Consider the following 12,709-nt stretch of genomic DNA (forward strand, 5'->3'; position numbering starts at 1 on the left):
GAGCAGCCGCTCGATGCCGACCGGACCCTCCATCTGAGAGTGGACGCTCTCAGGGCCGACGAGACCATGCAGTTGCGCGTGCCCGCGCCGCCCGAGCCGCCGCCCACCGGCGGGCGGGCCGAGCGCAGGCGCAGCGCGCGCCCCTCCGCGCGCGAGCGTGCCGGGGGCCTGACGGCCCGAATACTGGGCCCGCTGGCCCCGCTCGCGCCGTACCTACGCCCCCTCGCGCCCTACGCGCGCCGCCTCAAGCCCGCCTACCCCCGCCCCGGCCGCACCGGCTGGCGGCGCTGGCTGCCCTCCTGGCGGCAGTGGCTCGGCGGCGTCCTGGCCTCCTTCGGCCTGCTCGGCGCCTTCCTGGTCACCGCGTACGCGGTCACCGACATACCCAGCGACCTGAACTCGTACGCCACCCAGCAGGACAACGTCTACTTCTGGTCCGACGGCACCCCGATGGCCCGTACGGGCTGGGTGCAGCGGCAGGCGATGCCGCTGAAGGACATCCCCCCGGACGTCCGCTGGGCGGTGCTCGCGGCGGAGAACGAGACCTTCTACTCGGACCCCGGCATCTCCGTGAAGGGCATCAGCCGGGCCCTGTTCCGCACCGTGGGCGAGGGGGACACCCAGGGCGGCTCCACCATCACCCAGCAGTACGTCAAGAACGTCTACCTGAACCAGAACCAGACCGTCAGCCGCAAGTTCACCGAGGCGATGATCTCCCTCAAGCTCGACAACAAGATGAGCAAGGACAAGATCCTCGAGGGCTATCTCAACACCAGCTGGTTCGGCCGGGGCACCTACGGCATCCAGCGCGCCTCCCAGGCCTACTACGGCAAGGACGTCAGCAAGCTCAACGTGTCCGAGGCGGCCATGCTCGCGGGGCTGCTCAAGGGCGCGGGCCTGTTCGACCCCACGCTGAGCCAGGCCAACCACCAGCGGGCCGAGGAGCGCTGGTCCTGGATCCTCGACCGCATGGTCAAGATCGGCAAGCTGTCGCCGCAGCAGCGCGCCCAGTACAAGACGTTTCCCGAGCCGCTGAAGGCCAACCCGCTGTACAACACCGGCGAGCAGAGCGACTACCTGGTGGAGCTGGCGTCGCAGTACGCCAAGAAGTCCGCGCATCTGACCGACAAGCAGTTCGACCTGGGCGGCTACCAGATCTACACCACCTTCGACCGCAAGCGGGAGAAGGCGCTCACCGACGCCGTCACCAAGGCCCGCAAGCAGGCCCGGCAGGACAACCCCGACGCGGCGAAGGACGGCCACTACGGGGCCGCCTCGGTGGCCACCGACGGCCGGATCCTCGCGGTCTACGGCGGCCCCGACCACCGCACCCAGGGCTACAACGAGTCCAACGCGACCACCGTCCCGGCCGGCACCGCCTTCCTCCCCTTCGTCTACGCCGCCGGACTCGAACACGGCGTCCACAAGACACGCGGCGGCCCCGCCACCCCCGTCGCCCCGGACACGGTCTACGACGGTGATGACAACGTTCCCGTCACCACCCCCGAGGGCCCCTACTGGGACCGCAGCGGCAGGAAGGTCGCCGCGCACAACGACGGCAACAAGTCCTACGGGAAGATCAGCCTGCGCGAGGCCCTCGCCAAGTCGGTGAACACCCCGTTCATGCAGCTCGGCATGGACACCGGCCTCGGCGAGGTACGCCAGACCGCCCAGGCCGCCGGGCTGCTGTCCTCCAGCATCGGCCGCCAGGTGCCCGCCCTCTCGCTCGGCAGCTCCACGCCCAGCGCCATCCGGATGGCCAGCGGATACGCCACCTTCGCCGCCGACGGCACCCACACGGAGCCGTACTCGGTGCGCCGCATCACCCGCAACGGCGCGCCCGTCGCCCTGGCCACCCCGCACCCCACCCGCGCGATCGGCTCCAAGGTCGCCAAGGACGTCCAGGCGGCGCTCACCGACTCCTTCCGCGCCGCCCACCCCGGCGTGACCGCGCCGGGCGTGGCCGGGAAGGCCGGGACCGCCGGCACCGGGATCGCCGCGGGGACCACCGGGACCACCGGCGAGGACACCGCCGCCTGGTACGCGGGCACGGCCGACTCCGTGTCGACGGCGGTCGTCGTCTACCGCATCGACCTGGCGAAGTCCCTGGAACCGCTCCCGCTGAACGGCCTCGCGGGCGACTCGCCGGACATCGTGCCCTATGCCCTCTGGTCGGCCGCCATGGGCCTGGACTGACCGCCCAGGCCCCAAGCCCCCTCGCCCCCACGGAGATTGAGCCGCGCATGTCTCACAGGAAACAACCGGCAGGCCGGCGTCGCGCCCCCGGCCGCCGTCGCGTCCCCGCCGCCACCCGCCCGCAGATCTTCACGCTCGCCGCCCTCCTCGTCGTGGCCTCCCTGGTGGCCGGCTACCTCGCGCTGAGCCGCCCCGACGACACCACGCCCACCGCCGCCTCCGGCAAGGGCGGCAAGCCAGGCGGGCCCCAGCCCTCCGCGAGCGCCACGTGGGACGGCAAGACGCACGTCCTCGGCGACGGCTCCACCTCCGACACCGGCCCGCAGCAGGGCACGCTGAAGCCCGTGCCGCTCAAGCCCGGTGAGAAACCGCCCCAGTTCGTCGTCTTCTCCTGGGACGGCGCGCTGGAGGGCGACGACCATCTCTTCTCGCACTACCGGGAGTTGGCCAAGGAGTACAACGCCCACATGACCTTCTTCCTCACCGGCATCTACCTGCTGCCCAAGAGCAAGAAGAGCCTCTACCACGGCCCGATGCACAAGCCCGGCGACGCCGCCATCGACTACCCCACCGACGCGCACATCCGCACCACCCTGGAGCAGCTCCGCCTCGCCTACGAGCAGGGCAACGACATCGGCACCCACTTCAACGGCCACTTCTGCGAGGCGAAGGGCGGCGGCGACTGGAGCGTCGAGGAGTGGAAGAGCGAGATCGACCAGTTCTTCTCCTTCGTGGAGAACTGGAAGACCAACACCGGCTACACCGACATCCCGCCGCTGCCCTTCGACTTCAAGCAGGAGGTCACCGGCGGCCGCGCGCCCTGCCTGGAGGGCCAGCCCAACCTGCTGAAGGCCATCAAGAGTTACGGCTGGCGCTACGACGCCAGCTCCCCGGGCGACTTCCAGATATGGCCCACCAAGAAGAACGGCATCTGGGACTTCCCGCTCCAGATGCTCCCCTACGAGAACGGCAAGTTCCAGGGCCTGTCGATGGACTTCAACTTTCTCTACAACCAGTCCGGCGGCGAGACCGACGGCGATGCCGCCAAGTACCCCCAGTGGGAACAGCAGACGGTCGACTCGTACATGGCCGGCTTCAACCGCGTCTACTACGGCAGCCGCGCCCCGCTGTTCATCGGCAACCACTTCGAGCACTGGAACGGCAGCATCTACATGAAGTCCATCGACCAGATCATCCCGAAGATCTGCACCAAGAAGGGCGTCAAGTGCGTGTCCTTCAAGGAGCTCGCCGACTGGATGGACGTCCAGAAGCCCTCGACGCTGGCCGCGCTGCGCAGCCTCGACCCCGCCCAGTCCCCGGACTGGTCCACGGTCGTCAAGTGACGTAATCGCAGGCCGGGTTCCACTTGTGCAACCCCCTGCACATCCGCCGCGGCCGCCGTGCGAAGATGCCTCCCTCCCGGTAGGTGTACCGGATAGAGGGGAACATCATTGAAGTCAAGGAAACTCAGCCGTAAGGGGCGTCGTACCACCATCGTCGGCGCCTCCGCCGCCGCCGTGGTCGCCGGCGTGGCCCTCATACCCAACTGGAGCGCGGGCGCGGCGGTCACCAACGACCCGACCGTGGACGCGGCCACCAAGGCGACCTTCCAGAAGCTCGCCGACGCGGTCTTCACCGACCGCACCCAGGCCCTGGTGGACGGCTCCACCAGCGCCCGCACCCAGCACACCAAGGGCTTCTCCGGGTCCGTCCGCCTCTCCGGCGGCCAGAGCCACGAGCAGTCCGCCGCCCTCGGCGAGCTGCGCGCCCGCAAGGGCCGCCTCGCCAAGCTGGGCGAGAAGTACAGCGCGGGCAGCACCACGGTGACGCTCGACGCCACCGAGGTGCACGGCCACAGTGCCAAGGTCGCCGTCACCGAGAACACGACGCTGACCTACAAGCCGGGCACCACCCAGGCCAAGGGCCCGACGACCACGGGATTCCAGGCCCACCACGAGCTGACCTTCAAGGCCGGCGGGCACGGGGACTGGCAGCTCACCGGCATCAAGGACACCGACGACGGCTACCTCGCCGTCAACCAGGTCGCCACGCCCTCGGTGTCCAAGGACGACAAGACCGCCGCCGCCACCGACGGTCCGCCGACCGCGCCCCGCGCGGCCACCACCTACCCGGCTGCGGCCAAGCCCAAGCAGCTCACCGGTGGTACGTACGACTACAAGGCGATGGTCGCGTACGCGCAGAAGTACTGGAACCACTACAACACCGCGTACCCGAACTTCAACAACAACGGCACCGGCGGAGACTGCACCAACTTCGTCAGCCAGGTGCTGAAGGCGGGCGGCTGGAAGCACGTCCCCGGCTACACCAACGACTACACCAAGTGGTTCGGCACCGCCGACATCCAGTCCGACTCCTTCGTCGGCGTCAACGAGTTCTCGTGGTTCGCGCTGTCCTCCAAGCGCGTCACCCCGCTCGCCGACGTCTACCAGGCGGACCTCGGCGACGTGATCCAGATGGACTTCAACCGGGACGGGTCCAAGGACCACTCCATGGTCGTCACCTACCGCGACAGCTCCGGCGTGCCGTACGTGACGTACCACTCCACCAACACCTACAACAGGTCGGTGGCGAGCCTGGTCGCGTCCTACCCGAACGCGTACTACTACGCCTACCGCACCTGAGCGGTCGGCCGCCCGGGGGCCCGCACGGGCACCCCGGGCGGCCGGGCGGGTCCCGGCGCGGGGCCTACACCGACCCGCGAGGGTTGTCCCGCGTGTCCCGCCTGTCCTTCGCGCCGGGCCACGGCACGGTCATCGGCGGCGTCCCGGTCTCGTGCTCCCGCCCCGGGGGCTCACCGCCCTCCGGGTGCCGGGCCCGCCAGTACGGGTTGTCGTGCGGCAGGGCGTGACCGACCCGGCCGTACATCCCGAAGGTCATCAGCAGCAGCCCCACCACGAAGCTGAACAGAACGTTCTGGATGCGGAACGCCAGGAAGTTGTTCGGCGTGTCCAGCAGGGCGAGGAACAGGAACCCGTTCAGCAGGAACAGGATGCCCAGCACCATGTTCAGCGTGGACGCGATGTTCCCCCCGATCACCATGCCGACCAGCAGCAGCGCCCCGATGCAGATCGACAGCACGCTGAGGGTGCCGTTCGTGTTCAGCCCGGCGACGGTCGCGCCGCCGATGTCGAAGAACCCGATGTGGTTGATCAGCCCCAGGATGCCGAAGACGACAAGGAACGCGCCGATCACCCCCGCACCGATCCGGTACACCAGGTTCAGCCGGTGATCGCTCGGCAGGTGCTGATCGAACCGGATCTCCCGCTTCGACCTCGTGTGCACTGCGTGCGTGGACATCTCCGCCTCCCTCGGGTGCTAGCGGCGGCCATCCATCCCAGAACGTGGCCTACCCAATATCAGCCCGAACCGGGTCACCCGGCAACATAACGGCCCACCCGTCGCCGGTCTCAGTGCGCGACGCCGCCGCGCTCCTCCCGGATCCGCGCCACCACCCGCGCCGCCGTCTGCCGCACCGCGTCCGTCTCGGTCAGGAAATGCCAGTAGTCCGGATGCCGGCCGCCCTCCAGCGCCGCCGCCGCCCGCTCCAGCCGGGCCACCGCGTCGTCCAGCGGCCCGGCGTCACGCGGGTCCGGCTCCGTGCGCCCCGTCATCGCCAGCCGCTGCGCGTCCCGGATCGCGAACCGGGTCCGCTCGATCTCCGCGTGCGGATCCTTCTGTACGGCGTTCAGCCGGGCCAGCCGGTCACCGGCCGCCGAGACCGCGTCGTCGGTCGCGTTCAGCAGCGCCCGCACCGTCGACAGCAGCGAGGTGGCGTCCGGCCAGCGCTGCGCGTCCCGCGCGTCCCGCGCCTCGGCCAGCTTCAGCTCGGCCTGCCGCACGTTCTGTGCCGCCTGCGCCGGCACCTGCTGGAGGTCCTGCCAGCAGGCCGCCGCGAACCGCCGCCGCAGCTCGCTGAGCACCGGCTCCACCTGCCCCGCGCGCGTGGTCAGCGCCTGCGCGCGGGTGCGCAGCGAGACCAGCCGGTGGTCGATCTCGGCCGCCTTCTCCGGCAGCCCCTCGGCCTCCGCCCGGATCGCCCCGGCCTCCCGCTGCACCCGCTCGGCCCGCTCCAGCGTCTGCCGCACCCCGTGCTGACCGGCGCCCTGGTTCAGCTTGGTCAGCTCGGGCGCCAGCGCGGCCAGCCGGCCGGCGAGGTCGTCGGCGCGCAGGCCCTGCTGCCGGGCGCCGTCCAGCGCGTTGCTCGCGGCCAGCAGCGCCTGGCGGGCCCGCTCCACGGCGGGCGCCACCCGGGCGAGCAGCGTCTCGGCCGAGCCCAGCAGCGGGCCGAGCGAGCCGCCGAACCGGTCCAGTTCCCGCTTGACCCGCTCCAGTTCGTCCCGCGCCGCCGTCAGCTCGGTGCGCGCCCGCGCCGCCGCCCCGGCCTCCAGGTCGGCCCGGTCCAGGTCATGGGCGTCGACCGCCTGGATGTACTGCCGGCTGACCTCGTCGATCCGCCGGCCCAGCCCCTCGAAGTCCGCGGCGACCCGCCGGGCCGCGGGGGAGTCGTCCACGGCCGTGATGGTCTCGACGGAGATCCGCAGGTCCCGCTGCGCGGTGTCCAGCTCGTAGAACGCGGCCGCCGCCGCGTCCTTCGCCGCCTGTGCCTCCGCCCGCTGGCTCTCCGCCCGGCCGCCGAACCAGCGCCGGGTGCCGCCGCCCGCGAAGGCGGCGGGCAGCGCGAGCGCGGCGAGGACGGGCAGGCTCATCAGGGTGAGGGTGTCGCGGAGGGCGGCCGTGGCCCCATGCCGGGCCCCGGTGGCGGACGACGGTGGGTGCGGCTGTGTCGCTGGCGTGCCCGGTCTCGCCGTCACATCCCTCTCCCGTGCTGTGATCCGCCCTGGGTGGTGCCATTCTCCCACCCGCTACGGACGAAGACACGGGCCCGTCGGTTCGCGGTGCGCAGCGCGGCACACGGTTTGCGGGTCGGCCCTTGTGGCCGTGTAGGCTGTCGGCCTGTCTGGGTGCGTAGCTCAGGGGTAGAGCGCCTGCCTTACAAGCAGGATGTCGGCGGTTCGAAACCGTCCGCGCCCACCGAGGGGAGGAGCCCCGGCCGAATACGGCCGGGGCTCTTCCTGTTGCCGGGGCTCAGGCCGTCGCCGCGTGCTCGGGGTGGCTGGTGAAGGCGGCGACGAGCAGGACGAGGGCCGCGATGTAGGTCGCCATGCACAGGACGGAGCGGCCCGGGAAGCCGAGGCCCGCGGCGCCGAGGCCGATCAGGGAGTCGGAGGCGACGAAGACCAGGCCGCCCCAGAGGGCCTTGGGGCCGAGGACGCGGGCGGTCAGGGCCATGGTGAGCAGGGCGAGCGCGTAGACGGCCACGGCGGCGCCCAGGGCGGGGCCGAGGGTGGGGGCGAGGGCGGCGACGGCCGCGGCCCAGACCGCGAGGTAGGCGGCGCAGACCACACGGCGGGTGCGCAGGTGGGCGAGGGCGCCGGCGCGGAGGAAGGCCGTGATCCAGCAGAGCTGGGCACCCAGGAAGAAGGCGAGGCCGATGCCGAAGGCCGGGGTGCCGGGGATCAGCAGGGCCACGTCCCCGGCGGCGGCGAGGACGAGCCCGGCCAGGACGTACGCGTGCCGGGTGCCGGTCAGTCGCCACAGGTGGGCGGCGAGGAGCGGCGCGAGGAAGGGCTTGGCGACCCACTCCACGGAGTGCTTCCCCGCCACCACCCCGATGAGTTCGACGGCGGACAGCACCGCGAAGACCACGATCAGCGGCGGCAGCCCAGCCACCCGTGCCGGACGGTGGAGAGCCGGTCGTGGGCCGCCTCGCTCCGGTATGTGTCCCTCAGCCATGGCGATCAGAGTGGAGGCGCCGGGGGCGGTGGTCAACTGGTTGGACCAGATTGCTCCGCCGGACCGACCGGTCAGGACTCGCCGGGCGGCTTCTCCTCGTGAGCGTGCTTCAGCGCGCTGCGCGCCTGCATGCGTTTCTCGGCCGCCACCTCGGACCAGAAGCGGTGGGTGCTGATGAACACCGCGAGTTCGTGTTCGCGGCGGCGGAGCTTCTCCACCTCGGCCTGTTCGTCGGCCGTCCAGCCCGGGGACGCGGGGCGCTCCCTCCTGCGCCAGCCGTTGTCGTCACTGAAGCCGTCGACCGGCTCGACCGACCAGGGCAGCCGTCTGAGCAGGGCCGACAGCTCGGCCCTGACCTGGTGCAGCTCCTCCTGACCGGCGAGGAGGTCACTGGGGAATTCATAGGTCGTAGCCACCCTCCAATGCTACGCCTGTTCGATTTACGGCCGCGAGGTCGATCAAGAGGTTCATCCGAACGGGTGTTCATGAACAGGGGCGGGGGCAGCGGCGGGGGCGGCGGCAGCGGATGGGGCGGCGGGGGCGGCGGCAGGGTCGGCGCTCGTGAGGATGACCAGTTGCTGGGTGGCCCTGGTCATCGCCACGTAGCGGTCCACCGCGCCCGCGACGCCCTCCCCGAACCGCTCCGGGTCGACCAGCACGACCAGGTCGAACTCCAGGCCCTTCGACAGGCCGGGGGAGAGGGAGCGGACGCGGGGGTTCGCGGGGCGGAAGGACGGGGCGCCGATGACGCAGGCGGTGCCCTCGGGGTGCTCGGCGAGCCAGCCGTCCAGGACCGCGGCCAGATCGGACGCCGGGCCGCGGCGCACCGGCAGCCCGTTGCCGCGGATCGACGTCGGCACGTTGGCGTCCGGGAGCGCGGCCCGTACGACCGGCTCGGCCTCCGCCATGATCTCCTTCGGCGTGCGGTAGTTGACGGTCAGGCCGGCCAACTCGATCCGGCCGAAGCCGACCCGGGTGAGCCGCTCCCGCCAGGACTCCGTGAACCCGTGCCGGGCCTGGGCGCGGTCCCCGACGATGGTGAAGCTGCGCGACGGACACCGCGACAGCAGCATCTGCCATTCCGCGTCGGTGAGTTCCTGCGCCTCGTCCACCACGATGTGCGCGAACGGCCCCGCGAGCGCGTCCGGTTCGGCGGTGGGCAGCACCGTCTCGTCGACCAGGGCGTCCCGCAGGTCCTGCCCGTGCAGCATCGTCACCGCGCCCTCGCCGTCGTCGTCGGCCGCGAGCATGTTGTCGATGACGCCGGCCATGCGCGCCTGTTCGGCGGCGACCGCCGCCCGGCGCCGGCGCTCGCGCACCGCCGCCTTCGGGTCGCCGAGCCGCTGCCGTGCCGCGTCCAGGAACGGCAGGTCGGACACCGTCCACGCCTGCGCGTCCGCGCGCCGCAGCCGGCGTACCTCCTCGGGGGTGAGCCAGGGGGCGCACAGCCGCAGGTACGCCGGTACCGACCAGAGGTCGCCGACGAGGTCGGCCGCCTCCAGCAGGGGCCAGGCGCGGTCGAAGGCCGTGCGCAGCGCCCTGTCGCCCGCGAGCGACCTGCGCAGGAGTTCCTCGGGGGCGCCGCCGTCGTGCTGGTCGGCCAGGATCGTGAGCAGTTCCTCCCAGACCTGGGCGCGTGCCTCGTTGTGCGGGGTGCCGGGTTCGGCCGAGTCGAACGCCGACTCCCAGTCGGCGGCGGTCAGTTCGACCGCACCCCAGGGGGTCGTGACCGCCAACGGCTCGGTGGGCGGCTCCTCGTAGAACCGGACGGCCTTCTCGATCGCCCCCACCAGCCGCGCGGACGACTTCAGCCGGGCCGTCTCGGGGTCGGGCTCGGCCTGCGCGGTGGCGCCCTCGGCGACGAGGTCGCGCAGCACGCAGGTCTGCACGCCCTCCTCGCCCAGGCTCGGCAACACGTCGGAGACGTACGCCAGATACGGCCGGTGCGGGCCGACGAACAGCACCCCGCCGCGCCGGTGGCCGAGGCGCGGGTCGGAGTAGAGGAGGTAGGCGGAGCGGTGCAGGGCGACGACCGTCTTGCCGGTGCCGGGACCGCCGTCCACGACGAGCGCGCCGCGCGAGCCCGCCCGGATGATGGCGTCCTGGTCGGCCTGGATGGTGCCGAGTACGTCGCGCATCCGCGGCGACCGGTTGCCGCCGAGGCTCGCGATGAACGCAGACTGGTCGTCCAGCGCGGCATGGCCGTCCAGCGCGTCGGCGGCGAACACCTCGTCCCAGTAGTCGCGGATCCGGCCGTCCGTCCAGCGGTACCTGCGGCGGCTCGCCAGACCCATGGGGTTGCCGTGGGTGGCGCCGAAGAAGGGTTCCGCGGCCGGTGAACGCCAGTCCAGCAGCAGCCGCCGGCCCGTGTGGTCGGTGAGGCCGAGCCGGCCGACGTAGACCGGCTCGTCGGGGTGCTCGGCGCTCACCATGCGGCCGAGGCACAGGTCGAGACCGAAGCGGCGCAGGGCGCGCAGGCGCGCGGTCAGCCGGTGCACCTCGGCGTCCCGGTCCAGGGCCTGCCGGCCCAGACCGCCGGGGCTTCTGCGGGCCTCCTCCAACTGGCCAAAGACCTCGGCGATCGTCCGTTCCAGGCAGCGCGCGATCGCCGCGAAGTGCTGGTCGTCGGCGGCGATCAGGGCGGGGGCGGCTTTGGCGGAGAGGCGGGCGGGGAGGTCGAAGGCACTGGTGGCGGTGGGCATGGGGGGCTCCGGATCAGGGGCGAGGGCGGGGAGGGGGAGGGCGGGAGTCGGGGGAGAGGGGACGCGGGTCGTCCGTTCGGGGCTTAGGAGCAGAGCAGCTCCGCTGCCGCCGTCGCCCCGTCCGTGCCGGCTCGCCCGGCGAGCGCGGCCGCCCGCGCCACCGTGCCGGGAGCCAGGGCCCGCCCCAGCGCCGCCGCCAGGGACTCGTACGTCGGCACCGGGCCGGGATGGGCGGCGCCGATGCCCAGGGCGGCCACCCGGTCCGCCCAGTACGGCTGGTCCGCCGCCTGGGGCACCACCACCTGCGGGGCGCCGGCGCGGGCCGCCGTGGCCGTCGTACCGGCGCCGCCGTGGTGGACGACCGCCGCCACCCGCCCGAAGAGCGACTGGTGGTCGACCTCGCCCACGGTGAAGCAGTCGTCCCGGTCGTCGGCCGCCGTGAGGCCGGCCCAGCCGCGGGACAGGACCGCGCGGTGGCCGTGGGCCCGGACCGCCTCGACGGCCACCCGGGCGAGGTCGGCGGACCCGTGCATCGGCATGCTGCCGAAGCCGACGTAGACCGGGGGCGGGCCTGCCGCCAGGAATGCCTCCAGCCCCTCGGGGAGCGGGCGCCGGTTAGGGAGGAACCACGCGCCCGTCTGCACGACGCCGAGTTCCTCCGTCGGCTCCCAGGGATCCAGCACGGGATCCGTCGCCAACCACGGCCGCTCACCGAGGACATGGGCGCGCACGTCGTCCACCGGGGGCAGACCGTGCGCCGTCCGCTGGGAGTTGAGCGCCGCCCCGAACAACTCGTTGGCGTAGCGCGCGTCCAGGTCCCACAGCGCGCGTGGGTCGGTCACGTCCGGCGGGAACGGCCGGCCCGGGTACGCGAGCGGTCGGCGCCGCGGGGACGGCAGGGTCAGTTGCTGGAAGGTCACCGACACGGCCGGGACACCGAGCCGCTCGGCGACCGAGAGGGCGCCCGCGGCGGCGGGGAGCATGCCCGTGGCCACCACCGCGTCGCAGCCCCGGGCCGCCTCGCCGACCGTTTCGAACTGCTCGGCGATCACCAGGGCCGCGCGTTCGGGCAGGGAGGACGGCGGGGGCGCCGCCCGGGTGAGGGCGCGGGCCGAGCGGCCCACCGGGACCAGGGGGACGTCCACCTCGGCCAGGCGCCGCGCGAAGTCCTCGTCGGGCGGGGCGCACACGCGGACCCCGGCGCCGCGTTCCCGCAGCCGTACCGCTAGTCCCACCAGGGGTTCGACGTCTCCCCGCGACCCGTAGGTCGACAACAGCACACGCACTCTCGCAGCTCCCCGTTTCGGCGGTTTTCCAGGCCAGGCGGGTGATTCTGCGGCATCGGGGGGACCTTGCCGCAAGGCCCCCCATGCGCTATACGTTGAGAGTGGCAAGGAGTCCGGTGACATCCGGTGGCTTCCTTGCCTTCGCCATTGTGCCCCGCCCCGCACGCGTCTTCCGCGTGCTTCTCCCGCCGCTCCGGCCGCCGCGTGAGACTGAGGGCATGTGCCGGAGTATCAAGACCCTGCGTCCACCCGTGCTGCCCGGTGAGGCCACGGAGGAGGACATCCACGCCGCCGCGCTTCAGTACGTGCGCAAGGTTTCGGGCTTTCGGGCCCCCGCCGCCCACAACCGCGAGGTCTTCGACGCCGCCGTGGCCGCCGTCGCCCGCGCCACCGCCGAACTGCTCGGCGGGTTGCAGGTGCGCGGGCACGCGCCGCACGCCGGCGCGGAAGCGGGAGAGCGGCCGTGACGCCGCGCCCGTAGCGGCCGGGGCGCCCTCGGGCGGGATGGCCAAGAACAAATCCGGTCAGATTTTCGAGTGCCCGCACAGATCCGCATGCGACCCTACAAGGCGTCGGGTCGGAGGCGGGGCCCTCACCACGTGCGGAGTGTTGGCCAAATGTTGAACTTGCAAGTATTACTAAGGGACACCTAACCTGGTCCCCTCGTTCGGTACCGCCACCCCCACCGGGCCCGCCTGTCCCCAGCGGGTC

10 protein-coding genes and 1 tRNA gene are annotated in these 12,709 nt (G+C 72.4%); 5 read left to right on the top strand and 6 right to left on the bottom strand.

Going from position 1 to position 12,709, the window contains the following annotated elements; all coding sequences use genetic code 11:
* Nucleotides 1-66: 66 nt before the first annotated feature.
* The 3 genes from AB0927_RS30875 (at nt 67) to AB0927_RS30885 (ending at nt 4,838) form a co-directional block, all read left to right on the top strand.
* Nucleotides 67-2,196, top strand: a complete 2,130-nt coding sequence (locus AB0927_RS30875) for a transglycosylase domain-containing protein (RefSeq protein ID WP_366671092.1) — start codon at nt 67-69, stop codon at nt 2,194-2,196.
* Nucleotides 2,197-2,243: 47 nt separating this feature from the next.
* The gene (locus tag AB0927_RS30880) at nt 2,244-3,539 is read left to right on the top strand and encodes a hypothetical protein (protein ID WP_366671063.1); all 1,296 of its coding nucleotides are present in this window, start codon (nt 2,244-2,246) and stop codon (nt 3,537-3,539) included.
* Nucleotides 3,540-3,713: 174 nt separating this feature from the next.
* Nucleotides 3,714-4,838, top strand: coding sequence for an amidase domain-containing protein (locus tag AB0927_RS30885; RefSeq protein WP_366671093.1), 1,125 nt, complete (start codon nt 3,714-3,716; stop codon nt 4,836-4,838).
* Between the two features lie 64 nt (nt 4,839-4,902).
* Here the strand turns inward: AB0927_RS30885 and AB0927_RS30890 are convergent, their stop codons facing one another.
* Both AB0927_RS30890 and AB0927_RS30895 read right to left on the bottom strand, forming a co-directional pair.
* Entirely contained in the window at nt 4,903-5,514 is a 612-nt protein-coding gene (locus AB0927_RS30890) for a DUF4383 domain-containing protein (RefSeq protein ID WP_366671064.1), read from the bottom strand.
* Nucleotides 5,515-5,624: 110 nt separating this feature from the next.
* The gene (locus AB0927_RS30895; RefSeq protein WP_366671065.1) at nt 5,625-6,923 is read right to left on the bottom strand and encodes a hypothetical protein; all 1,299 of its coding nucleotides are present in this window, start codon (nt 6,921-6,923) and stop codon (nt 5,625-5,627) included.
* A gap of 253 nt (nt 6,924-7,176) precedes the next feature.
* On the opposite strand from AB0927_RS30895, the gene AB0927_RS30900 reads away from it, so the two are divergent.
* Nucleotides 7,177-7,248: transfer RNA gene (locus AB0927_RS30900), tRNA-Val, on the top strand.
* 54 nt (nt 7,249-7,302) lie between these two features.
* Here the strand turns inward: AB0927_RS30900 and AB0927_RS30905 are convergent.
* The 4 genes from AB0927_RS30905 to AB0927_RS30920 all read right to left on the bottom strand — a co-directional run bounded on the left by AB0927_RS30905 (nt 7,303) and on the right by AB0927_RS30920 (nt 11,998).
* On the bottom strand, nt 7,303-7,947 hold the full coding sequence (locus AB0927_RS30905; RefSeq protein WP_366671066.1) for a lysoplasmalogenase family protein: 645 nt from the start codon (nt 7,945-7,947) through the stop codon (nt 7,303-7,305).
* Nucleotides 7,948-8,081: 134 nt separating this feature from the next.
* Entirely contained in the window at nt 8,082-8,426 is a 345-nt protein-coding gene (locus tag AB0927_RS30910) for a hypothetical protein (RefSeq protein WP_366671067.1), read from the bottom strand.
* Nucleotides 8,427-8,477: 51 nt separating this feature from the next.
* Entirely contained in the window at nt 8,478-10,712 is a 2,235-nt protein-coding gene (gene helR, locus AB0927_RS30915; protein WP_366671068.1) for an RNA polymerase recycling motor ATPase HelR, read from the bottom strand.
* An 83-nt stretch (nt 10,713-10,795) separates the two neighbouring features.
* The gene (locus AB0927_RS30920) at nt 10,796-11,998 is read right to left on the bottom strand and encodes a glycosyltransferase (RefSeq protein WP_366671069.1); all 1,203 of its coding nucleotides are present in this window, start codon (nt 11,996-11,998) and stop codon (nt 10,796-10,798) included.
* 218 nt (nt 11,999-12,216) lie between these two features.
* Here AB0927_RS30920 and AB0927_RS30925 point away from each other — a divergent pair, with 218 nt between their 5' ends.
* Nucleotides 12,217-12,465: a DUF2277 domain-containing protein gene (locus tag AB0927_RS30925; protein WP_366671070.1), complete on the top strand. Its 249-nt coding sequence runs from the start codon at nt 12,217-12,219 to the stop codon at nt 12,463-12,465.
* The last annotated feature ends 244 nt before the right edge of the window (nt 12,466-12,709 follow it).

Origin of the sequence: Streptomyces sp. NPDC048106, from assembly GCF_040706415.1 — a bacterium.
GTDB lineage: Bacteria > Actinomycetota > Actinomycetes > Streptomycetales > Streptomycetaceae > Streptomyces.